The sequence below is a fragment of the Micromonospora sp. BRA006-A genome (assembly GCF_033433935.1).
GTDB classification, from domain to species: domain Bacteria; phylum Actinomycetota; class Actinomycetes; order Mycobacteriales; family Micromonosporaceae; genus Micromonospora; species Micromonospora aurantiaca.
The window spans coordinates 2,254,758-2,279,327 of the sequence record NZ_JANCLW010000001.1 but is presented as its reverse complement, the minus strand read 5'-3'; the positions used below and the strand labels follow the sequence as shown (position 1 = coordinate 2,279,327).

Genomic DNA, 24,570 nt, shown 5'->3' with positions numbered 1-24,570 from the left:
TCCTGGGCGGGGGCGGCCGGGTTTCGCGCCATCTGCAGCCACCCTGACGATCGGGGCCGAGCCGACGCAAGCTGGTAAAAGCGCAGGTCAGAGCCATTCTGGCCACCCGAAGACGTGCGGCCGGAGCGGCAGCGAAGCACGTCGAAGGAGAGCCCCATGGCCGCACCCGTCGTCCGTTCCGTCACCGCCGACCAGACCGTCCTGCTGCCCGGGCAGTCGACCACCGTCCGGGTCGACGCCTACCACCCCGACTCCCGGCTGCTGACGCTCGCCGGCCGGGTCAGCGACCCCACCGGCGTCACCTGGGACAGCCCGGTCCGGGTGGACCTGAGCGTCCCGCTGACCATCCAGCTCGCCGGTGCCTCGCCGGGGGTGACAGTCACACCGAGCAGCACCGAACCGGGCCGGTTCACAGTCACCGTGCTGGCCGGCCGGGGCACGGTGACGCTGACCGCGACGGCGCGTGACGGCGCCGGCCGCACCGGCACGGGCACCACCACGCTGACCGTACCGCTGCTGGTCGGGATGAGCGCCGAGAAGGGCGCCCGGACGCAGCGGGCGGTGGCCGACTATCCGGGCATCCGCTACATGCGCGACTTCGGCACGGACGGCCCGGACGCGGATGCGCTGCCGGAACTGCCCGCGCTGAACGCCGGCAAGTTCGCCGACGCGCCCTCGGCCGTCATGCACGTCAGCTGGAAGGACGACGTCGAGCAGCTCGCGGGCTGGCTCGACGGCGTGAACCGCCCGATCTACCTGACCTGGTACCACGAGCCGATGGGCGACGTGACCCCCGCCACGTACCGGGCGACGGCGAGCCGGGTGACGCAGATCCTGGCTGCGCACCGCAACCGGCGGTGGGTGCTCGGGCACGGCCCGATCGTGACCCGCTACTGGCTCGACGAGGGGCGCGGCAACCCGGCCGACTGGGGTTACCCGGGCATGACCCACTACGGCGTGGACTGCTACTCCCGGGACACCGCCGCGTACTGGCCCGCCTCCCGGATGTTCGGCGTGGCCTTCGGCAAGGTGCGCGCCGCGTACCCGGGCATCCGGCTGCTGGTGCCCGAGTACGGGCTGAGCCGCATCGCCACGGACGCCACAGGCGCGGGCCGGGCGCGGACGATCCGCGAGCACGTCACCTGGCTGCGGCAGCAGAACGACGTGGACGCGATCGCGTACTGGAACAACTGGGCCGAGTTCGAGCTGGGTGACCCGCCGCTCGAGGCCACGGCCTGGCGCGATCTCCAGGTGGGCCCGGCATAGACTGGGCCCATGAGGCGTAGTCGGTGACCAGCGGGAGCGTGACGTACCCGGGCTACACCCACGGCTGCCTCGCCTACGACGACCCGGCCGTGCTGCGCGCACTGGCGGTCGAGCAGGTCACCGCCGGTCTCACCGCCGGTGAGCAGGTCTGGGTGATCTGTCCGGAGGATCGCGTCACTGTCACCGGCTGGCTGGCCTCGGTTCCCGGGGTCGACGCCGCGCGCCGGCGGGACGCGCTACGGCTGGTTCCCGTCGGCGAGGCGTACCGGCACGACGAGATCGTCGACCCCGACCGGCAGGTCCGGGCGTACGTGCGGGCCACCACCGAGGCGCTGACCGCGGGGCACACCGGCCTGCGGGTGCTGGCGGAGGCGACGAGCCTGGTCCGCAGCCCGGCCCAGCGGGACGCGTTCGCCCGCTACGAGCACCGGATCGACCACTGGATGCGGCACCGGCCGATGTCGGCGGTCTGCGCCTACGACCGCCGGCAACTGGACGACGCGGCGATCGCCGAGCTGGCCTGCCTGCACTCGGTGACGAACGCGGACGTGCTGTTCCGGCTGCACGCCGGCGACGGCGACTCGGTGGTGGCGCTGGCCGGCGAGCTGGACCCGTCCAACCACCGGGACTTCGCCGCCGCGCTGGAGCGGGCCGACCCGCGGCCGGTGGCGGGCCGGGTCGTGTTCGACGCCGCCGAGCTGCGTTTCGTCGACCACCGCAGCCTGCTGCACCTGCGCGACCACGCCCGCCGGCACGACGCCGTCGCGGTGCTGCGCACGCCGAGCCGTGCCCCGGCCCGGCTCGTCGACCTGCTCGGCCTGTCCGAGGTACGGGTGGAGGTCGTCCGATGAGGAGCGGCGCGGCCTCCGGCCACGTGGGCTACTTCCACGAGGCGTTCGTCTACGACTCCGACGAGGAACTGCTGGCGGTGGCGCTGCCGTTCCTGCTGGACGGGATCGCGGCCGGCGAGCCGACGGCGGTGAACCTGGACGAGCGCAACGCCGAGCTGGTGCGCCGGGCGCTGCCCACCGGTGCCGAGGTCACGTTCCTGCCGGTCGGCGACGTCTACGCCCGGCCCAGCGTCGCGCTGCGCTCCTACCGGGAGCTGCTCGCCTCGTACGTGGCGGCGGGGGCGGCGCAGATCCGGATGGTCGGCGAGCTGCCGCCGGTGCTGCTCGGCGCGACCTGGGACTGGTGGGCGCGCTACGAGTCGGCGATCAACCACGCCTACGACGACTTCCCGCTCTGGGGCATCTGCGCCTACGACCGCCGGGGTACGCCCGCGCACGTGCTCGCCGACGTGGCGCGTACCCATCCGCTGGTGGCGCGGCCGGACGGCGGGCACGAGACGGCCGTTCTCTACACCGACCCGACGAGTTACCTGACCGAGTTCCGTCCGGCGCCGGCCGACCCGGTGCAGCGGACCGCGCCGCTGGTCGAGCTGGTCGACCCGACGCCGGCCCGGGCGCGGGCCGAGGTACGCGCCGCCGACGGTGGCCTGCTGCCGCCCGACGGCCTGGACGGCCTGGTCATCGCGGTCAGCGAGGTGGTGAGCAACGCGCTGCGCCACGGCGAGCCGCCGGTGTGCCTGCGGTTGTGGCGCGCGCCGGACCGGATCGTGGTGACCGTCCACGATCGGGGTACCGGCCCGAAGGACCCGTTCGCCGGGCTGCTGCCGGCGGGCGACGGTTCCGACGGCGGTCTGGGCCTGTGGATCAGCCACCAGAGTTGCGACCACGTGACGTACCACAGGGACGCGGCCGGCTTCACCATCCGCCTGACGGCGGGGAACCCGCACTTCCCGGTCTGACCGTGCCGCCGGTCGGCGGGCAGGAGGGCGGGGCGGGGCGAGCCTCGCGCGCGGACGCGGTACCGTAGCGCCTCATCGTGCCCTGCGGGGCGGTCATCCGCCGGCCTGGCGCTGGCGAACCGACGGAGGATGGCGAATGTCCAACGGTGCCGAGCCGTTCGCACCCCACGACGACCTGTCCGGGCGGCCCCGGTTCGATCCCGCGTTGCGCGGCTACGACAAACGTCAGGTGGACCGGTACGTCGAGCAGATCGACGCCGAGGTGAGCGCGCTGACCGCCGCGCGGGACCGGGCGTACGCGCAGGTGCGCGACCTGACCGCGCAGGTGCAGCGGGCGCAGGCCGAGGCGGTGGAGCTGCGTGACCGTCCGTCGGCGGTGGACCGGGCGTCCTTCCGCGACCTCGGCCCGATGGTGGACCAGATCCTGGACCTGGCCGAGAAGCAGGCCGGCCAGATCACCGACGTGGCCACCCGGCGCGCGGAGGAGGTCCAGGGGCAGGCGGAGAAGCTGCTCGCCGCCGCACAGGAGCAGGCCGCGCGGGAGCGGCGGGAGCTGGACGAGGAGCTGTCCGCCAGGCGGGCCGAGCAGGAGCGGGTGGACGAGGAGCGGCGGGCGGCCGCGCAGGCGGAGCTGACCGCGGTGCGGGAGCTGGCGGAGAAGCTGCGCGTCGAGGGCCAGGCCGTGCACGACCGGGCCCAGCAGGAGGCTAAGCGCATCACCGAGCAGAGCGCGCAGCAGGTCGAGCAGGCGCGCTCGGCGTCCGAGGCGCTGGTGAAGGCCGCGCGGACGCAGATCCAGCAGGAGGTCCAGGCCAACCGCAGCAAGGCCCAGCAGGAGCTGGCCCAGTGGCAGGCCACTATGGCCAAGGAGCTGGACGAGCGGCGGGCCGCCGCCGAGCAGGAGCTGGCCGACCGGGCCGCCGCAGCGGAGAAGGACATCGCCGCGCTGGTCGCCGAGGCGCAGCAGTACGCCACCGAGGTCCGGGATCGGGCCGACGAGGAGACGGCGGCGCACCAGGAGCAGCTCGCCGGCGTGCAGCGGGAGATCCAGCAGCGGCAGGAGACGCTGACCGGGCTCAAGGTGGAGCTGGAGAACGTCTCCCGGCAGCTGGAGGACACCCGCCGGGAGATCGCCACCATCGAGCGGACCGGCGCGGAGGTGGAGGAGCGGCTGGTCGGCGTACGCCGGGAGCTGGCCGCGGAGACCAAGCGGCTGGACGAGGCGCGGCGCGCGGCGGACCTGGCCGAGCAGCACGCCAAGGAGACCCGGGCCCGGGTGCAGCGGGAGGCCAAGCGGGTCGCCGACCTGGCCGCGGCGGCGGTCATGGCGGCCGCCGCGGGTGGCGGGGAGACCGCCGAGTACCCGCAGGTGGCGGTGCGCCCGCCGATCACCGTGCCGGCCGAGGTGACGCCCCGGGCCGTGGACGGGCGGACCGAGCCGGACGCGATCGAGCCGGACCGGTCGGAGCCGCCGGTCGTGGAGCCGTTCGTCGAGCGGCTGGACGGGCCGAGCTTCGACGCGTTCGCGGTCCGCACGCCGGCTCCGCGCGGTGTGCCCGAGGCGGAGACGACGGGTACGGACAACGGCGTACCGGCCACCGCCTGAGACGTCGGCGCCGCCGGTCCGGGCCGGGCCGGCGGCGCCGCATCTTGCTCATCGACCTTGCTCTATGCAAATATTTGGATCGATCTGCTGGTGCATCTCGATCTTTATTCGGGGGTTGACGGGTATGCGGAAGATCTCCTCCATCGGTGCCGCCGTCGTCCTGACCGTCGCCTCGGCGGGCGCCGTGGTGGCCGGTACGGCCGCACCGGCGAGCGCCGGGTGCAGCCACTCGCACTCCAACGTGGACAGCAAGTTCGGCCAGCTGTTCAACGCCACGAACGTGAACATCCGCACCGGCCCGCACACCACGTGCGCCTCCCTGGGCTACGGGCAGCTCAGCCACACTGTCGACTTCCACTGCTTCGCCAGCGGTGACCGGGTCAGCGCGAACGGCCACACCACCTACACGTGGACCTACCTGCGGGACGTCACCACCGGTGTCTCCGGCTGGGTCGCCGACGCGCTGCTGGACAACCTCGGCGGCAACGTCGCCTGCTGAGCGGGGCCACCCGGCGCGCCCGGGGCGGGCAGAATGACCGGGCATGACCGGCCTGCACCCGCCCGTCGAGCCGTACGCCACCCACCTGCTCCCGGTCGGTGACGGCCACGTCCTGTACGTGGAGGAGGTCGGCCGGCCGGACGGCGTACCAGTGGTGTTCCTGCACGGCGGGCCCGGCGGCGGCCTGGTGCCGGCGGCCCGCCGGTTCTTCGACCCCGCGCGCCACCGGGCCGTGCTGTTCGACCAGCGTGGCGCCGGCCGCAGCACCCCGCACGGCGAGGTGCGCGCCAACACCACCTGGCATCTGGTGGCCGACGTGGAGACCATCCGGCAGCGGCTGGGCATCGGCTCGTGGCTGGTGTTCGGCGGCTCGTGGGGCACCACGCTCGGCCTGGCGTACGCGCAGGCGCACCCTGGGCGGGTGACCGGGCTGGTCCTGCGCGGTGTGCTGCTGCTGCGGCGCAGCGAGCGGGACTGGTTCTACCAGGGCGGGCTGCGTCACCTCCAGCCCGAGGAGTGGGAGCGGTTCGTCGCGCCGATCCCGCCCGACGAGCGTGATGACGTGCTGGCCGCGTACCACAGGCGGTTGCACGGCCCGGACCAGGCGCGGGCCCGGGAGTACGCGCGGGCCTGGGGGCGGTGGGAGGCGGTCAACTCGTCGCTGCGGCCCGACCCGGAGCTGCTCGCCCACTTCACGGCCGACGACCACGCGCTGCCGGTGGCCCGGATCCTGTCGCACTACGCGGTGCACGGCGGTTTCCTGGCCGAGGGCCAGTTGCTCGACGGCGTGGACCGGATCCGGCACCTGCCCGCCGTGATCGTCAACGGCCGGTACGACATGTGCTGCCCGCCGGTGTCCGCGTACGACCTGGCCCGCCGGTGGCCGGAGGCGACGCTGCGGATCGTGCCGGAGGCGGGGCACTCCGCCGCCGAGCCGGCCGTCACCCGGGAGGTGCTGCGCGCACTCGACGAGGTGACCGCGAGGGTCGGCTGACCGGCGCCGGTCGGACCCCCGAAAGCGCGGCCGGCGAGCCTGGTCATCCGGGATCGCCGCTGGCAGGATCGACCGGGTGACGGGTGCGCTGTACGCGGTCAGTGACCTCCACGTGTCGTACGCGGAGAACCGCGCGGTGGTGGACGGCCTGCGGCCGGAGACGGCGGACGACTGGCTGATCGTGGCCGGCGACGTCGGCGAGGTCTTCGCCGACATCGAGCGGACGCTGCGGCTGCTGCGCGACCGGTTCGCGCGGGTGGTGTGGGCGCCGGGCAACCACGAGCTGTGGACCAGCCCGAACGACCCGGTGACGCTGCGCGGGGTGGCCCGCTACGACGCCCTCGTGGCGATGTGCCGCGAGCTGGACGTGCTGACCCCGGAGGACGACTACCCGGTGTGGCGCGGCGCGGGCGGGCCGGTCACCGTGGCACCGCTGTTCCTGCTCTACGACTACTCGTTCCGCGCGCCCGGCGCCACCACCAAGGAGGAGTCGCTGCGCGCGGCGTACGACGCCGGCGTGGTGTGCACCGACGAGATGATGCTGCACCCCGACCCGTACCCGGACCGGGAGTCCTGGTGCGCGGCGCGGCTGGAGGTGACCCGGCGGCGGCTGGAGGCCACCGACCCGGCGCTGCCGACAGTGCTGGTCACCCACTGGCCGCTGGTGCGCCAGCCCACCGAGGTGCTCTGGTTCCCGGAGTTCGCCCAGTGGTGCGGCACCGACCGGACGGCCGACTGGCACGTGCGCCACCGCGCCGTCGTGGCGGTCTACGGCCACCTGCACATCCCGCGCACCACGCACTACGACGGGGTGCGGTTCGAGGAGGTGTCGCTGGGCTACCCGCGCGAGTGGCGTCGCCGGGGCGGCGAGCCGGCGCCGATGAAGCGGATCCTCTGATGATCCGGGCGCTGCTGCCGGCCGGGGCGCTGGCCGTCGAGGCGTTCGCCGACGTGCCGGACGAGGCGCCGTACCCGGGCGAGGAGGACCTGGTGGCCCGCGCGGTGGCCGCGCGCCGCCAGGAGTTCGTCACGGCCCGCCGCTGCGCGCGGGAGGCACTGGCCCGCCTCGGGTACGCCCCGGCGCCGATCCGTCCCGGTCCCCGTCGGGAGCCGGTCTGGCCGGACGGCGTGGTGGGCAGCATCACCCACTGCGCCGGCTACCGGGCGGCGGCGGTGGCCCCGGCCGGGACGCTGGCCGGGCTGGGCATCGACGCCGAGCCGCACGAGCCGCTGCCCGACGGGGTGGCCGGGGTGGTCACCGTGGCGGGTGAGCCGGAGCGGCTGGCCGCGCTGAGCGCCGCCGACCCGGCGACGCACTGGGACCGGCTGCTGTTCAGCGCCAAGGAGTCGGTCTACAAGGCGTGGTACCCGCTGACCGGGCGCTGGCTCGGGTTCGAGGAGGCGGAGCTGACAGTCGATCCGGACGGCCGGTTCACCGCCCGGATCCTGGTCGACGGCACCCGCGCCGACGGCGGCCCGCCGCTCGACGTCCTGGACGGCCACTGGCTGGTCGCCGGCGGGCTGCTGCTCACCGCCGTGGCCGTGCCACGCCGATCCTGACCTGCGATACCGCGATTGTTCCGGTTTGCCCGCCCTGAGCCGGGGTAGGGCCTAAAGGGCCTGGACATTTAGCTGTAGGAGGACAGGTCCTGATGGAATCCAGCAAGCCCGCCCAGATCGTCAAGGGTGTCGTCGAAGCCGCCGTCGAGAAGGTCGGCGAGGCGCTGACTCCGGACGTGCCGGGCGCTCCCGGCAGCGCGCCACCACCGCTGGAGGAGCCGACCACGCCGCACGGCCCGCTGCCGCCGAAGGCCGAGCAGGGCGCGCCGGACACCCGGACCCCGACCGGCGCCGAGACCGGTGTGCCGAAGATCGCCAAGGGGCAGCAGGGCGCGTACCTCACCACCGCGAACGGCGCCCGGCTGCGCGACACCGACCACTCGCTCAAGGCCGGTCCGCGCGGCCCGGTCCTGCTCCAGGACCACCACCTGCGGGAGAAGATCACCCACTTCGACCACGAGCGGATCCCGGAGCGGGTGGTGCACGCCCGGGGCGCTGGTGCGCACGGCGTGTTCGTCGCCAACGGCGCCGCCGAGAAGGTCACCCGGGCCGGTTTCCTGAAGAAGGGCCGCGAGACGCCGGTCTTCGTCCGCTTCTCCACTGTGCTGGGCTCGCGCGGCTCGGCCGACACGGTCCGCGACACCCGCGGCTTCGCCACCAAGTTCTACACCGACGAGGGCACGTTCGACCTGGTCGGCAACAACATGCCGGTGTTCTTCATCCAGGACGCGATCAAGTTCCCGGACGTCATCCACGCCGGCAAGCCGCACCCGGACCGGGAGATCCCACAGGCGCAGAGCGCGCACGACACGTTCTGGGACTTCGTCTCGCTGCACACCGAGGCGCAGCACCACACCATCTGGAACATGTCCGACCGGGGCATCCCGCGGTCCTACCGGACCATGGAGGGCTTCGGCGTGCACACGTTCCGCCTGGTCGACGAGGCCGGCGCGACGGTGCTGGCCAAGTTCCACTGGAAGCCGAAGCTGGGCGTGCACTCGCTGACCTGGGAAGAGGCCCAGATGATCAGCGGCATGGACCCGGACTTCCACCGCCGCGACCTGTACGACGCCATCGAGGCCGGCGCGTTCCCCGAGTGGGAGCTGGGCATTCAGGTCTTTCCGGACACCCCGGAGGAGACGTTCGCCGGGATCGACCTGCTCGACCCGACGAAGATCGTGCCGGAGGAGCTGGCGCCGGTGCAGCCGATCGGCACCCTCACCCTGAACAAGACGCCGCGCAACTTCTTCGCCGAGACCGAGCAGGTGGCGTTCCACGTCGGGCACCTGCCGCCCGGCATCGACGTGACGAACGACCCGCTGATGCAGGGCCGCCTCTTCTCGTACGTGGACACGCAGCTCACCCGCCTGGGCGGCCCGAACTTCACCCAGATCCCGATCAACCGGCCGCACGCCGACGTCAACGACATGCTGCGTGACGGCTTCCACCAGCACGCGGTGCACGCGGGCGTGGCGCCGTACCGGCCGAACTCCCTCGACGGCGGCAACCCGTTCCCGGCCGGCGACCGCGAGCACGCGTTCGTGGACACGCCGGTGACGGTGGCCGAGGCGCCGAAGGTGCGGGCCGCACCGGCCTCCTTCGACGACCACTACAGTCAGGTACGCCTGTTCTGGCAGAGCATGTCGCCGGTGGAGAAGGAGCACATCATCCGGGCGTACACGTTCGAGCTGGGCAAGTGCTACCACCAGGCGATCAAGGAACGGCAGCTCCAGTGCCTGGCGAACGTCGACCCGGTGCTGTGCGAGCAGGTGGCGACCGGCCTGGGCCTGCCCGTGCCGCAGCCCACCGTGCCGCTCGCGGAGGCGCAGCCCAGCCCGGCGCTGTCCCAGGTGGGCCGGGAGTGGCCGGCCGACGGCCGGATGGTCGGCATCGTGGTCGACGCCCAGGCCGGCCTGGGCGACGTGCACGAGGTACGCCGGGAGGTGTCCGCCGCCGGCATGGTGCCGTTGCTGATCGCCGCGCACGGCGGCACCGTCGACGGGCTGCCGGTGCAGCGCACGTTCGCCACCGGCCGCTCGGTCGAGTTCGACGCGGTGCTGCTGGCCGGCGCACCGGCCCCGGCGCCGGACGCGCTGCCGGCCCGCGACGCCAAGGCCGGCGCGCCGGGCTCGCCCACCGTCGACCCTCGGGTGCTGCTGCTGGTCGAGGAGGCGTGGCGGCACGCCAAGGTGATCGGCGCCTGGGGCGCGGGCGCCGAGGTGCTGAACCAGGCAGGTGTCACCGGCACGCCGGGCGTGGTGACCGGTGGTTCCGGCACCGAGGTACTCGGCGAGGTGCAGCGGCTGATGGCGGCGCACCGGGTCTGGGAGAGGTTCCCGGCCTCGGTCGCCTGATCCCGAAGTCGCGCGTGGGGCGGCCCCGGACGGGGCCGCCCCACGCTGTGCGTACGCCACCGCTCACTCATCGACGATTGTCGTTGACGCCTTAGTTAATACTCTTTAATATTTGGGCCACCTCGAGGAAGACCCCCATCCGCCCCCGTCCCCGGGAAGGCCCTCGATGCCCAGACCTCACCTCCGGCGGCGCCTCGCCGCCGGTGCGCTCACGCTGGCCACCACCGCCGCGACGCTCACCCTCGCCCCGACCGCCGCCGAGGCGGTGGTGCTGCCGGGCAACTTCAAGAGCGTCGGCTACATGCCGTCCTGGAGCGGCAACGTCAACACCGTCCAGTACGGCAAGCTCACCCACATCAACTACGCCTTCGTGCTCCCGAACGGCGACGGCAGCCTGCGCCCAGTGGAGAACCCGGGCAAGCTGTCCTCACTCGTGTCGCTCGGGCACGCCGGCAACGTCAAGGTCTCCATCGCCGTCGGCGGCTGGAACGACGGCGACGACTCAGCGTTCGAGGCGCTCGCCGCCAACTCCGGCACGCGCACCGCGTTCGTCAACAACCTGATCGCCTTCGTCAACCAGTACAACCTCGACGGCGTCGACATGGACTGGGAGTACCCCGACCCGGGCGCCTCCGCGAACAACTACACGCTGCTCATGCAGCAGCTCGGCAGCGCCCTGCACAGCCGGGGCAAGCTGCTCACCGCCGCCGTGGTCTCCGAGGGCTACTACGTCGACGGGGTGCCCACCGCCGTCTTCGGCTCGGTGGACTGGCTGAACATCATGGCGTACGACGGCGGCAGCCCGCACGCCGGCTACGACTGGTCGATCGCCAGCGTCAACAGGTGGAAGTCGCGCGGCCTGCCCGCCGCCAAGGCGGTGCTCGGCGTGCCCTTCTACAGCCGGCCCGGCTACTACACCTACTCGGCGCTGGTCGGCATGGACCCGGCCAACGCCAACCGGGACTGCACGACAGTCGGCGGCGCCCAGCAGTGCTACAACGGCGTACCGACGGTCAAGCGCAAGACGCAGTGGGCCATGGCGAACGCCGGCGGGATGATGAACTGGGAGCTGTCCCAGGACACCACCGGTTCGACGTCGCTGGTCAGCGCGATCTACGACACCGTCACCGGCGGCGGCACCCCGCCGCCGTCCGGGCGTACCGGGCCGATCACCGGCATCGGCGGCGCCTGCGTGGACGTGGCCGCCGCGAGCACCGCCAACGGCACCGCGATCCAGCTCTACGGCTGCAACGGCACCGCCGCGCAGAGCTGGACCGTCGCCGGCGACGGCACGCTGCGGGCGCTGGGCAAGTGCCTGGACGTGACGAGCGCCGGCACCGCCAACGGCACCAGGATCCAGCTCTGGGACTGCAACGGCACCGGCGCCCAGACCTGGCAGGCCCAGAGCAACGGCACGCTGCGCAACCCGGCGTCGGGCCGCTGCCTGGACGCCACCGGCAACAGCTCCGCCAACGGCACCCGGCTGCAGATCTGGGACTGCTTCGGCGGCGCCAACCAGGTCTGGCGGCTGCCTGCCTGATCGGGCCTCCCCGCCGGGCGGCCCGGCCCGGCGGGGAACGGCCTCACCAGCGGTTACGGGCCTCCTCGGCCCAGCCGACAAGGCCGTCCAGATCCACGCGTTCGCCATCGTCTGTCGCCGCCCAGCCGGTGAAGTGCCCGAAGCACTGGTGCGTCTCCCCGGCCAGCACGAGCAGGTTGGTCCGCGCCACCCGCTCGTGGAACGGGTGGAACGAGACGTCCACCCGGTCACCGGTGATCCGCCACGGCCGCAACCAGTCGGTGCGGTCGTACTCCCAGGTCAGGTCCGCGCCGATCTTGTGCAGCCGCCCGTCGACGAACACCGCGTTCTCGGTCGAGCCGGTGCCGTCGGTCCACTTGCCACCGAGCTGGATCGCCCGGCCCGATCCGCTGCCGGCCGCCCAGTTCCACCGCACCGCGTACCGCCACTTGCCCCGGCCGTGGTCGAGCACCGCGTACGACCCCTCCCCCACCGGGTACGCCGTGCCGTCCACTGTGATCGTTCCGTGCACCGGCCGGCCGATGTCCTTGACCGTGTACTGGAACCGGCGGGTGCTCCACGGCACCACCACGCCCAGCGACTCGTGCCCCGGCGGCAGCGGCACGGTCAGGTCCACCTCGACGCCTGGCGCGCTCGCGCGCACCGTACTGCCGTCCGGGCCCTGCTCCACCGCGACGGTCAGCTTCCCGCCCCGGGTGCGGACCGCGCCGATGCCGCTGACCGGCGGCAGCACCGTGCCCCGGGCGAACGGCACCACCGCCTCCGCCGTGGTCTCCCGGCCGGTGCGCCGGTCGAGCAGGTAGAGGCTCTGCACCCCGGCGTAGTCGAGCGACGACGCGACAAGGCCGAGGATGTGCGTGGGCGTGACCACGCCCCAGTGCTCCCACCGCTTGGCCCGGCCCCAGCCGCGCAGGTTCGCCCGGTGCAGCGGCCGGCGGCTCCAGCCGACCGCGTCCGGGTTCAGCCGCCCGTCCGGCCGGCACAGGTCCACCGGCTCGGTGATCTCCCGCTCATGCGTCATCGCCGCAGGCTACCGATGACGGCGCGGGCCCGGCGGGCGGCCTGGACGACCGTCCCGCCGGGCCATCGCGTCAGCGGCCCTGCTTGGCGCGGCAGATCTCCACCGGCACCGCGGGGGCGCCGTCGACCGGCGCCGGATCCTCGGGGGTGGGCGCGATGCCGCCGGCCGAGATCCGGTCCAGCGTGGCCAGCCCGGCCGCGTCGACCTGACCGAACACGGTGTAGTTCGGGCGCAGCGCCGAGTCGGCCTGGACCAGGAAGAACTGGCTGCCGTTGGTGTCCGGGCCGGCGTTGGCCATGGCCAGGGTGCCGCGCGCGTACAGGCGGCGTACGCCGGTCGGGTCGGTCGGCGCGGGCGGCAGGTCGGTGGGCAGCTCGTCGCGGTAGCGGTAGCCCGGGCCGCCCTCGCCGGTGCCGGACGGGTCGCCGCACTGGAGGACCGTGAGCGTCGGGTACGCGGTGAGCCGGTGGCACGGCGTCCGGTCGTAGAAGCGCTTGCGGACCAGGTGCAGGAAGCTCTGCACGGTGCACGGCGCCTGCTCGCGGTCCAGCGTCAGCCCGATCGGCCCCTGGTTGGTGCGCAGCGTGACCCGCACCGTGCCCCGGTCCGGCGTCCGCCGCGGGTCCGGCGGCAGCGGCACCGGACGGGCGGCCGGCTCGTCCGGCGTGGGCGTGTACGCGCACGGCCCCTTCGTCGGCGCCGGGCCGGCGGCGGGTGCCGCGGTCGCGGCGACACCTGTGGCGGCGACGATCGTCGCGGCGGCCAGGCTCACGCCGGCGAGGCGGGCCAGCAGGGGTAAGGCGGCGTGCGTTCGGGTCTCGCTCGACACGGTGGTCCTCCCTGGACTCGTGGTACCAGAACGACCGGAGTCTATGGATCGGGTCACTCGATGTCGACGCGGGCGCTCCGGCGGGTCGAAAGTCGGTTGCCGCCCCCGGGCCGCCTCCGCGAGGCTGAGCGGCATGACGTTCTGACGGATCGCACCCCCGCCCGCAGGCCCTCCGCGCCGCCTGCCGTTCCCCGCCTCTCTCTTTCCGCAGAAACGAGCGTCTGTGTCCGCGTACCCCTCCGGGCGTGCCGTCGTGCCCGCCACCGTCTCCGTCTTCTCCTCCCCCGGCAGCTGGATCGAGTCCGCCGCGCTCGACCAGTGCCGTCAGGTCGCCGCCCTGGACGGCATGGCGCACGTCGCCGCCATGCCCGACCTGCATCCCGGCAAGGGCGCCCCGATCGGCGCCGCGATGGCCTCGACCGTTCTCTACCCGTTCCTCGTCGGCTCCGACATCGGATGCGGCATCGCGGTCTTCCCGATCGCGCTGCGCCGGGTCGTACCCGAGCGGCTCGCGGCCCGGTTCCCCGACCTGGACCGGGCGCTCGACCCGGACCGGGACGCCGACGACCCGGCCTGGTCGGTGCTCGACGGCGACGTGCCGGCCGGTCACCTCGACGGCCTCGGCACCGTCGGGCGCGGCAACCACTTCGTCGAACTGGCCCGCGTCGGGCCGATCCTCGCGGCGGAGCACGCCACGCGGCTCGGCCTGGACGCCGGTGACCTGGTGCTCGTGGTGCACTCCGGGTCGCGCGGGCTGGGCGAGCGGATCCTGCGCGAGCACACCGAGACGCACGGCGCCGGTCCCGCGCCCGACCCGGACGCCTACCTGGCCCGGCACGACGCGGCCGTGCGATGGGGCTCGCTCAACCGGCGGCTGCTGGCCGCGCGGGTCGCGTACGCGCTCGGCGCCGAACCCACCGAGCCGATCGTCGACCAGTGCCACAACCTGGTCGAGGTCCGCGACGGGCACTACCTGCACCGCAAGGGCGCGGCACCGGGCGACGGCCGGGACGTGCTGATCGCCGGCACCCGCGGCACGCCCTCCTACCTGGTGGCCGCGCACGCCGGGCCGGACGCCGGCTACTCGGTGGCGCACGGCGCCGGGCGCAAGATGTCCCGCGCCGACGCGCTGCGCCGGGGCCGGGCCAAGCACACCGTCGAGGAGCTGCGGCGTACGCCGGTCGGCTCGATCGTGGTGTGCGGCGACCGGCAACTGCTGTTCGAGGAGGCGCCCACCGCGTACAAGCGCATCGAGCAGGTGATCGGCGACCTGGTGGCGCACGACCTCGCCACACCGATCGCCACCACGGTTCCGCTGGTCACCTACAAGACGCCGGACGTGGGCCGCCGCGACGAGCGCCGCAAGGGCCGCCGGTGACCGAGCTGCTGCTGTCCGCCGGGCGCGGACCCGCCGAGTGCGCGTGGGCGCTGGCCCGGCTGCTGTCCCGCATCGAGGGCGAGGCGGCCCGGCGGGGCCTGCGTACCGAACGGGTCGAGACGGTGCCCGGCGACCGGGCCGGCACCTACCGGTCGGTGCTGGTCCGGATCACCGGTGCCGGGGTGGAGGCGTTCGCGGCCGGATGGACCGGCACGCTCTGCTGGCAGGCGCCCAGCCCCTACCGGACGGGCCACGGCCGGAAGAACTGGTACGTCACCGCGCGGACGTGCCGGACCGACGTCGTGGTCACGCCGTTCCACGAGGCGGACGTCGAGTTCGTGCCGTGCCGCACCGGCGGGCCGGGCGGCCAGCACCGCAACAAGGCGAGCACCGCCGTCCGGGCCACCCACCGCCCGTCCGGCCGGACCGTGGTGGTGGACACCGAACGGCACCTGCACCTCAACCGCCGGATCGCGGTCGAGCTGCTGCGGCAGCGGATCGCCGCCGACGACGAGGCGGCCCGGCGCGCGGGCGTCGACGCCCGCTGGCGGGTCCACGACGAGCTCGTACGCGGCGACCCGGTACGGGTGGAACGTCCCTGACCCGGCCCGGTCCGCCACGCGTTCCGCCCCCGGCTACCGTGGGCGCGGCGACCGGGCGGCCCCGGCCCGCCGCGACGCGAGCGCGAGGAGGACGGATGCGACGGAGAAGGACCGGTCCGGTGGCGGCGCTCGCGACACTTGCGCTCGCGCCCGCCTCCTGCGGCGGTGACGCCCGGCGAGCAGCGGAGCAGGGAACCGGCCCGAGGGGACGGCGGCGGTGATGCGTGACAGCGGCGACCCACTGCTGTTCACGCCGGTGCCGGCCACCGGGATGCGCCTGCACGTGGGCTGTGCCATGTGGACGCACAGGTCCTGGTCCGGCCGCTTCCTGCCGCACCCGCTGCCCGCACACGAGCGGCTGCGCGCGTACGCCGGGTGGTGCGACGCCGTGGAGGGCAACACCACGTTCTACGCCACCCCGGCCCGGGAGACGGTGGCGTCCTGGGCCGACCAGACCGAGCCGGGCTTCCGTCTCCTGCCGAAACTGCCGAAGGCGGTGACGCACGAGCACCGGCTCACCGGCGGCGAGGCCGAACTGCGGGCGTTCCTGCACGCGATGGAGCCGCTCGGCCCCCGCGCGGACGCGCTCTGGATCCAGTTGCCCGGCTCGTTCGGCCCCGGTGACGTGCCCGACCTCGACCGGTTCCTGCGCACGCTGCCCACCACCCACAGGTACGCCGTCGAAGTCCGTCACCCCGCCTTCTTCACCGAGCCCGGTGCGGTACGCGCGCTGGAGACCACGCTGCACCGGGCCGGCGCCGAGTGGATCCCGTTCGACACCACCGCGTTCTTCCGCACGCCGCCGACGAGCGACGCCGAGCGGGAGGCGTGGACGCGCAAGCCGCGCCTGCCACTGCGTACCCGGGCGCTGACCGACCGGCCGATCGTGCGCTACCTCGGCCGCGACGACCCGGCCCGCACCGTCGAGGGCTGGCAGCCGTGGCTGGACGTGGTCACCGGCTGGCTGCGGGAGGGCCGCTCGCCGACCGTGTTCGTGCACACGCCCGACAACGCGGACGCGCCCGAGCTGGCCCGCCGCTTCCACGACCAGGTCCGCGAGCGGGTGCCCGGGCTCGCGCCACTGCCCGAGCCGGAGCCGGTCGGCCCGGCCACGCTGTTCTGAGCGCCGGGTCGGATCGCCGGCGCGGCCGGGCACACGCGCGCCCAGCCGGACGGCCCGCGCCCCGCAGACCCGGCGCGGGACCGGACCTCAGCCCGGCCTGCCGCCCTCCGGTGGGGGCAGGCGGTCGTCGTACGCGCCGGACCGTCCCGCGTACCGCTCGCCGCGCAGGAACAGCAGCGGGTTCGGGGTGCAGCCGTGCAGGCCGAGCGTCTGCTGCTGCATCACCGGCGCCGGACGTCCCCGCCCCGGGCAGCGCTCGTGCCCGTGACCCAGGCGATGGCCGACCTCGTGGTTGACCACGTACCGGCGATACGCGGCGAGGTCGCTGCCGTAGGCGGGCGCGCCGCGCACCCAGCGGGCCACGTTCACCACCACCCGGTCCCCGCTACGGCAGGACGTGTACCGGTCCGGCCCGTCCCCGCACAGGTCGTCGCGCGTACCGGGGGTGGCGAGGTAGACGGTGAAGTCGGCCGGCCCGCGGGCACCGACACGGCGCAGGGCGATCCGACCGTCGGTCGTCCAGCCACCCGGTCCGACGAGGATGCCGGTGACCTGCGCCCCGAACTCGGCCGGCGACAGACCGGTGATGTCGCGTTCCACTGCCACCCGGTAGCGCAGCAGCCGGCCCGTACCCCCTGTGGTGGCCGGCTCGGCGGCGGCGAACCGCCACCGGTTGCCGCCCTCGGCGGGATAGCCGATCGGCGCGGGCCGGGGCCGGACGGGCGCCGCCGCCGACACGGCCGGCCCGGCGGCCGACGGGCCGGACGGCCCGGGCGGCGCGCCTGTGGGCTGGTCGGCCACGGCCGGAGTGCAGCCGGCCAGCGACACCGCCAGCGCGATCACCGCCGCGCCGCCGCGTGTCCGGTCCACGGTCCTGGTCATCTCGTCTCCCCTCGGCGCCCGGTCGGGGGCACGGGGATGAGGACGGGTGACCCGTCGCGGAAGTTGGTCCGGTGGGGACTCAACCTTTTCCGCGTCCCGCACGTCCCTACCGGGGTGAGAGGTGCAGAGGACCGGCATGGCCCGGGGTGACGCGGAGTTCGTCGAGTTCGCGCGGGCGTCCTCGGCGCGGCTGACGCACGCCGCGTACCTCATGACCGGCAACCACCACCACGCCGAGGACGCCGCACAGACGGCGCTGGTGCGCACGTACGCGTCCTGGTCCCGGATCCGCAACGGCGACCCGTACGGCTACGCCCGCTCGGTGCTGGTGAACCACCTCGTCGACACCTGGCGGCGGCCGATCCGCGAGTACCCGAGCGACGACCTGCTGGAGCGCCACGGCGGCGACATGGCCGAGGAGGTGGCGACCCGGCGGTGGCTGGTGACCGCGCTCGGCACGCTCACCGCGCGTGAACGCGCCGTCGTCGTCCTGCGCCACTACTTCGACCTGCCGGAGGCCCAGGTGGCTCGCGAACTCGACGTGTCGGTCGGCACCGTCAAGAGCACCTCGTCGCGGGCGCTGGAGAAGCTGCGTACCGCCGGTCTGTCCGCGCCGCGACCGCAGGAGACGTGCCGGTGACCGAGATGGACGAGCTGCGCCGGGTGATGCGGGCGACCGAGCGGGCCGACGGCCTGGACATCGCGGACATCATGCGCCGGGGACGCCGGCTGCGCCGCCGCCGGCGGATCGGCACCGGGGTCGCGGCGGCGGTGGCGACGATCGCGGTGGCGGTCGGTGTCGACGCCGTGGCGACGCGGTCCGGCCCGCCGGACCTCCCGCCCGGGGAGCCGGTCGCCACCGCGTCCACCGGCACTCCCCCGCCCTCGCCGACCGCCGCGCCGGCCCCGACCGAGTCGCCGCTGCGGCCGCTCGGGACCGTCGTGGACAGCGGCATCCGGTACGGCGCCGACGCGCGCGTGTTCTTCATGGTCCCGGTCGACGTGCCGGAGCTGCCGCGTGTGACGATCGGTCTGGTCGCCGGACGGCGCGCGCCGGACGGCCGCCTGACCTCCGACTTCCTGGTCAACGACGTGTCCGGCAGCGACCGCCGGCCGGGCTTCCACGAGATCGGGTACGACCAGCAGCGGGTGCCCACAGACGCGTCGATCCCCACGTTCGGCTACTTCGTCGGCCCGGCGGCCCGCATCGTCGGGACTGTCGACGGCCGGCAGGTCGAGGCGAAGCTGGTCCGCTGGAGCGAGGATCCCCAGGTGGTGATCTTCTGGTTCGACCCGAGGACCCTCACCCCGGGCACCCCCCTGGACGGCATCACCGCCCGCACCGCCCAGGGCCGCCGCCTGTAGCCCCGCCCCCGGCCTCGCGCCCCCTGTGCCCGGTGATCAAGGAGTTTGCGCAGGGCCGACCACGCCCCGGACTCCTCGATTCGCCGAGCCGAGCCGCCCGGCACGCCTGACCGGCCCGCAGATCTTGGTACGAAACGGCCCCCATGAGGGCACTTTCGTACCAAGATCCACGGTTACTCTCAGAATGCAGACCGAAACGTCCACCAGATGAGATAGACGGCTGACCCCGGCCCCTCGTCGGCGATCTTGCACTTTCGGCCCGGGCAGATGGGACATCTGCGACATCGACAAGGCCGCAAGTGCAAGATCGCGGGGATCGGGTGTGTGTGGGAGGGCGAGGGCGGAGGACTGCGGGGTGGGGGTGTGAGGATCGGGGGTATGCGTGCGGTGGTGTTCGAGCGGTTCGGGGTGCGGCCGGAGGTCCGGGAGGTGGACGACCCGGTGCCGGCGCCGGACGGTGTGGTCGTCCGGGTCGGCGCTACCGGCCTGTGCCGCAGCGACTGGCACGGCTGGCAGGGCCACGACCCGGACATCCGCCTGCCGCACGTACCGGGGCACGAGTTCGCCGGTGTCGTCGTGGCCGCCGGCGCGGACGTCCGCGGCTGGCGGCCCGGCGACCGGGTGACCGCGCCGTTCGTCTGCGCGTGCGGGCGGTGCCCGTCCTGCCTGGCCGGCGACCAGCAGGTCTGCGAGCGGCAGACCCAGCCGGGCTTCACCGGATGGGGCTCGTTCGCCGAGCTGGTCGCGGTACGGCACGCCGACGTCAACCTGGTCCGGCTGCCGGACGAGCTGGACGAGGCGGCCGCCGCCGCGCTCGGCTGCCGCTTCGCCACCGCGTTCCGGGCCGTCGTCGCGCAGGGCCGGGTGGCGGCGGGCGAGTGGGTGGCAGTGCACGGCTGCGGCGGCGTCGGCCTGTCCGCGGTCATGGTCGCGGCGGCGAGCGGGGCGCGGGTGGTGGCCGTGGACGTCTCCGCCGCCGCGCTGGAACTGGCCCGCCGCAGTGGCGCCGGAGTCTGCGTGGACGCGAGCGCGCTCGGCGGTCCCGGCGAGGTGGCCGCCGCGATCCGGGAGGCCACCGGCGGGGGCGCCCACCTGTCGCTGGACGCGCTCGGCAGCCACGCCACCTGCGTGGCGTCGATCGAGGGCCTGCGCCGGCGCGGCCGGCACGTGCAGGTCGGGCTGCTGCCCGCCGCGCAGGGCCGCCCGGCGCTGCCGATGGACCTGGTGATCGCGTACGAGCTGGAGCTGCGCGGCAGCCACGGCATGCCGGCGCACGCGTACCCGGAGATGCTGCGGCTGGTCACCGCCGGGGTGCTGCGCCCGGCCGAGCTGGTCACCCGCACCATCGACCTGGACGCCGCCCCTGACGCGCTGGCCACGATGGACCGGCCGGCCACCGCCGGGATGTGCCTGATCCGGCCCTGAGACGGGCACGGGCCGGCCCGCCGCCGGGAGACCCGGCGCGGACCGGCCCGCGAGGCCGTCCGGTCAGTCGGTGACGGTCACCGTGACGGTGCGGGGTGGCTGCTGGTACTGCCCCCGGTTGTCCATGCCGCGGATCGTCACCGTGTACGTGCCGGCCGGGATCACCGGCGACGTGTACGCGAAGTTCGACCCCGGCGAGCCCGGGCTGGTGAGGAACGTGGCGATCCACGGCCAGCTGGTCGGCGCGCCCGCCCGGCCGAACGTGCCGGCCGAGTTCATGCCCTGCCCGGCGCTGTTGCCGATCTGCACCTCGACCTTCTGCATCCCGCCGTCGTCCACGGCGCGGCCGGTGATCACGATCCGGCCACCGGTGTACGCCTGACCCTCGACCGGCGTGATGCTCGGCTCCAGCGTCGGGTCGGTGTCACCCGGGTAGACCAGGTAACGGGCGGTCGCGCCGCTCGTCGAGTTGTCCTGCTGACCGGCCGTGTCCACGGCCCACGCCTCGACGCTGTACGTGCCCCGGGTGGGCAGGTCGATCGAGAGCGTGAACCCGGTGCTGGTCGCGCCGGGCGCGGCGAGCGTCGCGTCGACCGTGGCGAACGCGGCGGCCATGGTGCCGTTGGGCTGCACGTACCGGCCGGTGTCCAGGTCGCGCAGCGCGATCCGGACCGCCCGGACGCCCTTGTCGTCGGTGGCGGTGCCGGTCAGGTCCAGGCGCAGCTGGTCGATGTCCTGGTTGGTGCCGGTGAAGCTGAGCAGCCCGTTGGGGAAGGCGTCGCCCGGCACCTGGGCGGTGACGGTGAGCCGGCCCATGTTGGTGCTGGACGTGGTCAGGCCGAGCTTGTCGGTCGCCCGCACCCGGAAGTCGTAGACGCCGGGGGTGAGCGGCACCGTGGTGAACGACCAGTCGAACGTCGCGGCGTCGAGGTTGGTCGGCGAGATCCGGTGGTAGCCGGCGACCGAGTCGGCGCCCCACGTACCGTCGCTGGCGAGCGCCTCGCGGGTGGTGTTGTTGCGCAGGTAGATCTCGACCGACTTGAGCGCGTCGTCGTCGCTCGCCGTACCGGCGAACGTGACGGTGCCGCCGGGCGCGACGGTGAACGGCACGGCGTTGCCCGGCGGCGTCATCGCCACCGGCGAGGTGATCGCCACCGTCGGCGGTACGCCGTTGGCCGAGACGGTCCAGTCGCGGGTGTCGCCGCGCAGGTCGCTCTGCCCGGTCGTGTCGACGGCGGTGGCGGTCATCTTCCACTGTCCCTCGGTGGGCAGCGTGACCTCGTACTGCCAGGTGGTGGACGTCGCGCCGATCACGTCCGGCTCGCCGCGGAAGGTGTTGTAGACGGCGGCGACGGTGCCGTCGTCCTGGAGGTACCGGTTGTCGGAGGTGCGGAACGAGTAGATGAGCGAGTTGACGCCCTTGTCGTCGGTGGCGGTGCCCGAGGCCACGAACGTCTGGGTGGCGAGCAGGCCGGCCGACGGCGCGCTGATCCGGGTCGTCGGCGGCAGGTCGTCGAAGCGGAACGCCTCGATCTTCTTGACCGCCTTCGTGGTGTCGCCGGCTCCCTTGCGGTCGAACGTCTTGGCCTGCAACTGGTAGACCCCGGCCGGCAGCGTCACCGGCAGGCTCCACGTGGTGGAGGTGGCGTTCGGCGCGGCGACCGTCGTGTTGATCGCCTTGAACGCGCCCCAGGTGGTCAGGTCGGCCTGGAGGTACTTGCCGCTGTTGCGGTCCTGGATCTCCAGCTGGACACGGGCCACGCCGGCCGGGGCGAGCGCCTGGCCGCTGATCGTGAACGATTCGCCGGCCGGCTTCACCGCGCCCTCGATCGGCGTGGTGACGGTGGTGTCCAGCGCCGCCGGCGCGGGCTGCTTGGACAGGTCGAAGAAGGCCACCCGGCCGGTGGTCTTGCCGCCCTTGACGTTGCCGTCGCCGCCGACGAGCAGGCCGCGCGAGGTGGCGAGCATCGCCTTCTCGCCCTCGTACGAGTTGGAGCCGGGGTTCCACTCCAGCGCGGTGCCGGTGAGCGGGTCGAGCGCGCCGAGGTGGTCGCGGCGGACCACCTGGTCGCCGAGGCCGTAGCCGCTGAGCCCCTGGCCGGTGCCGTAGCCGACGTTGTCCAGGCCGGGCCACGGCACGTTCGACGTGGGCGACTCCTGCCAGCTGAAGTGGCCGCCGACGTAGACGGCGGTGTCGGTGATCGCGACCGAGTAGATGCTGTCGAAGTGCCGGGAGATCCAGAGCGGCTCGACGTTGTCGTTTCCGGTCAGCGGGTACGCGATGGCGGTGTCGTTGATCGGCGGGCGGTCGCCGCCGGAGCCGCTGGTGACCACGAAGTACGAGTCGTCCGGCGCGATGTCACCGGCGAAGACGCGCTGGATGCCGCCGACGAAGGAGAGGTTGTCCTCCCACAGCCGGGTACGCCACGGCAGCAGCGCCTTGCTCGCCGTACCGATGAGCGCCACGCCGTAGCGGTCCTGGCCGGCGATCTGGCGGCCGGTGTGCACGACCAGCAGCTTGCTGCGGTCGTGGGTGAGCTTGAGCTGCTGCACGGTGAGCATGCCGCCGACGCCGATGCCGCCGGTGAGCGGCAGGTTGAAGCCGGTGTCGACGGCGCCCGTGGTGGGGTTGAGCGCGGCCAGGCCGCTGCGGCTGACGCCGTTGACGGTGGCGAACTGGCCGCCGACGTAGACCGCGTTGCCGCTGACCGCGAGCGCTGTGGCCCGCGCGTTGGCGGTGGCGGTGAACGCGGCGATCGGCGCGCCGGTGGTCGGGTTCAGCCGGGCGATCTTGCGCTTGGTGACGCCGTTGATCGTGTTGAACGCGCCGGCGATGTAGAGCGACGAGCCGTCCGGCGACGCCTCCACCGCGGCGACCGCGCCGTCGATGACCGGCTTGAACCCGGTGTCCACCTTGCCGGTGTCCAGGTTGTACGACGCCAGGGACCGCTGCGCGATCGCGGACCCGCCGACGTTCGCGATCGAGGTGAACGTGCCGGCGATGAAGACGCGGTTGCCGATCACCTCGATGTCGGTGATCTCGCCGTTGGTGATCCGCGGCGTGTCGGTGCGGGGCGTGGTCGGCATCAGCCGGGTGTCCCCGGGGGTGACCAGCGCACGGGTCGCGGTGGTACGCGCGGCGCCGAGCGCGGCGCTGCTCCCCGTCGCCTGTGCGCCGGTGTGGCCGGCCACACCGGCGTCCCGCACGGTGACGGTGGCGGCGAGCGCCGGCACTCCCGCCACCACGACCGCGCCGGCGGCGAGCACCGCCACCGCGCGAAGCCAAACTCGCATCGAGACAACTCTCCCTGTCCGCCGGGACGGCCCCCTCGGGTGATTCCCGAGTCCCCTCCGTCCGCGTGCCGGACGCCACCGTAGGAGGCAAATACTTCTCGCGATATATGCCGCACTGGTAATCGACCGGTCGCCATCAATTCCGGCCACACCGGCAGGGCGCCTCCACCGATCGGGTCACCGGCTGTCACCGTCCGGCCGTGCGTGCCGTCCGGTCCGTGAAGTGCTCTTTCCCGCAGCGGACCCAGGGTGGGTCAGTCTCCCCGTACCCGGGGGTGGCGGTGGTCGGTCAGCCGCAGGCCGACGCCGCGTACCGCCGCGATGGTGACGCCGGTGCCCAGCTCGTCGAGCTTGCGGCGCAACCGCTTCACCAGGGACTGCACGTCGGCCCGGCCGTGCGTCGGCGCGTCTCGCCAGACCGCGTGGTGCAGTTCCGCGTAGCTCCACACCCGTACCGGCTCGACGGTCAGGCAGGTCAGCAGGTCACGCTCCAGCCGGGTCAGGGCGGTCTCCCGGTTGCCCCACCGGGCGGTCGACCGGGCCGCGTCGATGACCAGCGCGCCGTCCGGCGCCGGCTTGTCCCGGGGTACGTGCGCAGCCGGCGCGACGGCCGGTGCGGGCGCGTGCGCCGAGGCCGGCGCATCCGTGATCAACTCGCGCAGCTCGTCCAGATCGGCGACCATCAGAAGGGGCGCGACGCCGTCCAGCAACTCGGTCAGCCGCAGCCGTTCGGCCGGGGACGACGTCACCCCGATGACGAGCGAGAAGGGGCGCTCCGACGGGTCGGTGCCGGAGTTCGCCGCGTTCGTGCCGTCAGTCGTCACCGCGCCCCACCGTGACAAAAACTGTCAACAGGCCGCTCGATCCGGGGGCCTGTTGGTGACATGTTGCTCACGTACGGTCATTGATCGTTCCTTACTGTCGATCATAGTGTCCACTCAGGCGTCCGGCGCAGACCCGCACGGCGCCTAGGGGGCCTGGGGGGTTCTTTTCACACCGGTGTCGTAGTCGGGAGAGCACGT

General features: G+C 73.8%; 21 protein-coding genes. 16 read left to right on the top strand and 5 right to left on the bottom strand.

Annotation, left to right across the window (positions count from 1 at the left end):
* The first annotated feature begins 156 nt into the window (after positions 1 to 156).
* The 10 genes from NMK34_RS10920 (at position 157) to NMK34_RS10875 (ending at position 11,629) form a co-directional block, all read left to right on the top strand.
* Complete coding sequence (locus tag NMK34_RS10920) at positions 157 to 1,266, top strand: hypothetical protein (RefSeq protein ID WP_318333281.1); 1,110 nt, start codon at positions 157 to 159, stop codon at positions 1,264 to 1,266.
* A 23-nt stretch (positions 1,267 to 1,289) separates the two neighbouring features.
* Entirely contained in the window at positions 1,290 to 2,117 is an 828-nt protein-coding gene (locus tag NMK34_RS10915; protein ID WP_318333280.1) for an MEDS domain-containing protein, read from the top strand.
* Entirely contained in the window at positions 2,114 to 3,076 is a 963-nt protein-coding gene (locus tag NMK34_RS10910; protein WP_318333279.1) for an anti-sigma factor RsbA family regulatory protein, read from the top strand. The genes NMK34_RS10915 and NMK34_RS10910 overlap by 4 nt, the downstream gene beginning before the upstream one ends.
* Positions 3,077 to 3,212: 136 nt before the next feature.
* Positions 3,213 to 4,682 (top strand): hypothetical protein, encoded by a 1,470-nt coding sequence (locus NMK34_RS10905; protein WP_318333278.1) that lies wholly within the window; start codon positions 3,213 to 3,215, stop codon positions 4,680 to 4,682.
* A 124-nt stretch (positions 4,683 to 4,806) separates the two neighbouring features.
* Positions 4,807 to 5,181 (top strand): hypothetical protein, encoded by a 375-nt coding sequence (locus tag NMK34_RS10900; RefSeq protein WP_194800855.1) that lies wholly within the window; start codon positions 4,807 to 4,809, stop codon positions 5,179 to 5,181.
* A gap of 43 nt (positions 5,182 to 5,224) precedes the next feature.
* Positions 5,225 to 6,175 (top strand): prolyl aminopeptidase, encoded by a 951-nt coding sequence (gene pip / locus NMK34_RS10895; protein ID WP_318333277.1) that lies wholly within the window; start codon positions 5,225 to 5,227, stop codon positions 6,173 to 6,175.
* 76 nt (positions 6,176 to 6,251) lie between these two features.
* Positions 6,252 to 7,073 (top strand): metallophosphoesterase, encoded by an 822-nt coding sequence (locus tag NMK34_RS10890; protein WP_318333276.1) that lies wholly within the window; start codon positions 6,252 to 6,254, stop codon positions 7,071 to 7,073.
* The gene (locus tag NMK34_RS10885) at positions 7,073 to 7,735 is read left to right on the top strand and encodes a 4'-phosphopantetheinyl transferase family protein (protein WP_318333275.1); all 663 of its coding nucleotides are present in this window, start codon (positions 7,073 to 7,075) and stop codon (positions 7,733 to 7,735) included. The genes NMK34_RS10890 and NMK34_RS10885 overlap by 1 nt, the downstream gene beginning before the upstream one ends.
* 92 nt (positions 7,736 to 7,827) lie before the next feature.
* Positions 7,828 to 10,089, top strand: coding sequence for a catalase (locus tag NMK34_RS10880; protein WP_318333274.1), 2,262 nt, complete (start codon positions 7,828 to 7,830; stop codon positions 10,087 to 10,089).
* A 166-nt stretch (positions 10,090 to 10,255) separates the two neighbouring features.
* On the top strand, positions 10,256 to 11,629 hold the full coding sequence (locus tag NMK34_RS10875) for a glycosyl hydrolase family 18 protein (protein WP_318333273.1): 1,374 nt from the start codon (positions 10,256 to 10,258) through the stop codon (positions 11,627 to 11,629).
* Positions 11,630 to 11,672: 43 nt separating this feature from the next.
* On the opposite strand, the gene NMK34_RS10870 is transcribed toward NMK34_RS10875, so the two are convergent.
* Both NMK34_RS10870 and NMK34_RS10865 read right to left on the bottom strand, forming a co-directional pair.
* The gene (locus NMK34_RS10870) at positions 11,673 to 12,650 is read right to left on the bottom strand and encodes a DUF2804 domain-containing protein (protein WP_318333272.1); all 978 of its coding nucleotides are present in this window, start codon (positions 12,648 to 12,650) and stop codon (positions 11,673 to 11,675) included.
* Between the two features lie 70 nt (positions 12,651 to 12,720).
* Entirely contained in the window at positions 12,721 to 13,479 is a 759-nt protein-coding gene (locus NMK34_RS10865) for a peptidylprolyl isomerase (protein ID WP_318333271.1), read from the bottom strand.
* A 223-nt stretch (positions 13,480 to 13,702) separates the two neighbouring features.
* On the opposite strand from NMK34_RS10865, the gene NMK34_RS10860 reads away from it, so the two are divergent.
* From NMK34_RS10860 to NMK34_RS10850, 3 genes are all read left to right on the top strand, one after another.
* A complete protein-coding gene (locus NMK34_RS10860; protein WP_318333270.1) occupies positions 13,703 to 14,857 on the top strand; it encodes an RNA ligase RtcB family protein in 1,155 nt (384 codons plus the stop codon).
* Complete coding sequence (gene prfH / locus NMK34_RS10855) at positions 14,854 to 15,459, top strand: peptide chain release factor H (RefSeq protein ID WP_318333269.1); 606 nt, start codon at positions 14,854 to 14,856, stop codon at positions 15,457 to 15,459. The genes NMK34_RS10860 and prfH overlap by 4 nt, the downstream gene beginning before the upstream one ends.
* Positions 15,460 to 15,754: 295 nt before the next feature.
* Entirely contained in the window at positions 15,755 to 16,582 is an 828-nt protein-coding gene (locus NMK34_RS10850; RefSeq protein WP_318336318.1) for a DUF72 domain-containing protein, read from the top strand.
* 87 nt (positions 16,583 to 16,669) lie between these two features.
* Here NMK34_RS10850 and NMK34_RS10845 read toward each other — a convergent pair whose 3' ends face one another.
* Positions 16,670 to 17,464 (bottom strand): DUF3152 domain-containing protein, encoded by a 795-nt coding sequence (locus NMK34_RS10845; RefSeq protein WP_318333268.1) that lies wholly within the window; start codon positions 17,462 to 17,464, stop codon positions 16,670 to 16,672.
* Positions 17,465 to 17,600: 136 nt separating this feature from the next.
* Here NMK34_RS10845 and NMK34_RS10840 point away from each other — a divergent pair, with 136 nt between their 5' ends.
* The 3 genes from NMK34_RS10840 (at position 17,601) to NMK34_RS10830 (ending at position 20,254) form a co-directional block, all read left to right on the top strand.
* The gene (locus tag NMK34_RS10840) at positions 17,601 to 18,104 is read left to right on the top strand and encodes a SigE family RNA polymerase sigma factor (protein WP_318333267.1); all 504 of its coding nucleotides are present in this window, start codon (positions 17,601 to 17,603) and stop codon (positions 18,102 to 18,104) included.
* Positions 18,105 to 18,109: 5 nt separating this feature from the next.
* Positions 18,110 to 18,829 (top strand): hypothetical protein, encoded by a 720-nt coding sequence (locus NMK34_RS10835; RefSeq protein WP_318336317.1) that lies wholly within the window; start codon positions 18,110 to 18,112, stop codon positions 18,827 to 18,829.
* Positions 18,830 to 19,207: 378 nt separating this feature from the next.
* Positions 19,208 to 20,254 (top strand): zinc-dependent alcohol dehydrogenase family protein, encoded by a 1,047-nt coding sequence (locus tag NMK34_RS10830; RefSeq protein ID WP_318333266.1) that lies wholly within the window; start codon positions 19,208 to 19,210, stop codon positions 20,252 to 20,254.
* Positions 20,255 to 20,317: 63 nt separating this feature from the next.
* Here NMK34_RS10830 and NMK34_RS10825 read toward each other — a convergent pair whose 3' ends face one another.
* Both NMK34_RS10825 and NMK34_RS10820 read right to left on the bottom strand, forming a co-directional pair.
* Positions 20,318 to 23,548 carry an Ig-like domain-containing protein gene (locus tag NMK34_RS10825; RefSeq protein ID WP_318333265.1) on the bottom strand — a complete coding sequence of 1,077 codons (3,231 nt, stop codon included), beginning with the start codon at positions 23,546 to 23,548 and terminating at the stop codon, positions 20,318 to 20,320.
* 254 nt (positions 23,549 to 23,802) lie between these two features.
* Positions 23,803 to 24,372 (bottom strand): winged helix-turn-helix domain-containing protein, encoded by a 570-nt coding sequence (locus tag NMK34_RS10820; RefSeq protein WP_318333264.1) that lies wholly within the window; start codon positions 24,370 to 24,372, stop codon positions 23,803 to 23,805.
* Positions 24,373 to 24,570: the final 198 nt, after the last annotated feature.

What these genes read in the sequence shown, in the direction of transcription:
- NMK34_RS10920 (WP_318333281.1), top strand. Translation starts at nt 157, where the DNA reads ATGGCCGCACCCGTCGTCCGTTCCGTCACCGCCGACCAGACCGTCCTG.
- NMK34_RS10910 (WP_318333279.1), top strand. Translation starts at nt 2,114, where the DNA reads ATGAGGAGCGGCGCGGCCTCCGGCCACGTGGGCTACTTCCACGAGGCG.
- NMK34_RS10905 (WP_318333278.1), top strand. Translation starts at nt 3,213, where the DNA reads ATGTCCAACGGTGCCGAGCCGTTCGCACCCCACGACGACCTGTCCGGG.
- NMK34_RS10900 (WP_194800855.1), top strand. Translation starts at nt 4,807, where the DNA reads ATGCGGAAGATCTCCTCCATCGGTGCCGCCGTCGTCCTGACCGTCGCC.
- pip (WP_318333277.1), top strand. Translation starts at nt 5,225, where the DNA reads ATGACCGGCCTGCACCCGCCCGTCGAGCCGTACGCCACCCACCTGCTC.
- NMK34_RS10885 (WP_318333275.1), top strand. Translation starts at nt 7,073, where the DNA reads ATGATCCGGGCGCTGCTGCCGGCCGGGGCGCTGGCCGTCGAGGCGTTC.
- NMK34_RS10880 (WP_318333274.1), top strand. Translation starts at nt 7,828, where the DNA reads ATGGAATCCAGCAAGCCCGCCCAGATCGTCAAGGGTGTCGTCGAAGCC.
- NMK34_RS10875 (WP_318333273.1), top strand. Translation starts at nt 10,256, where the DNA reads ATGCCCAGACCTCACCTCCGGCGGCGCCTCGCCGCCGGTGCGCTCACG.
- NMK34_RS10870 (WP_318333272.1), bottom strand. Translation starts at nt 12,650, where the DNA reads ATGACGCATGAGCGGGAGATCACCGAGCCGGTGGACCTGTGCCGGCCG.
- NMK34_RS10850 (WP_318336318.1), top strand. Translation starts at nt 15,755, where the DNA reads ATGTGGACGCACAGGTCCTGGTCCGGCCGCTTCCTGCCGCACCCGCTG.
- NMK34_RS10845 (WP_318333268.1), bottom strand. Translation starts at nt 17,464, where the DNA reads ATGACCAGGACCGTGGACCGGACACGCGGCGGCGCGGCGGTGATCGCG.
- NMK34_RS10840 (WP_318333267.1), top strand. Translation starts at nt 17,601, where the DNA reads ATGGCCCGGGGTGACGCGGAGTTCGTCGAGTTCGCGCGGGCGTCCTCG.
- NMK34_RS10835 (WP_318336317.1), top strand. Translation starts at nt 18,110, where the DNA reads ATGGACGAGCTGCGCCGGGTGATGCGGGCGACCGAGCGGGCCGACGGC.
- NMK34_RS10830 (WP_318333266.1), top strand. Translation starts at nt 19,208, where the DNA reads ATGCGTGCGGTGGTGTTCGAGCGGTTCGGGGTGCGGCCGGAGGTCCGG.
- NMK34_RS10825 (WP_318333265.1), bottom strand. Translation starts at nt 23,548, where the DNA reads ATGCGAGTTTGGCTTCGCGCGGTGGCGGTGCTCGCCGCCGGCGCGGTC.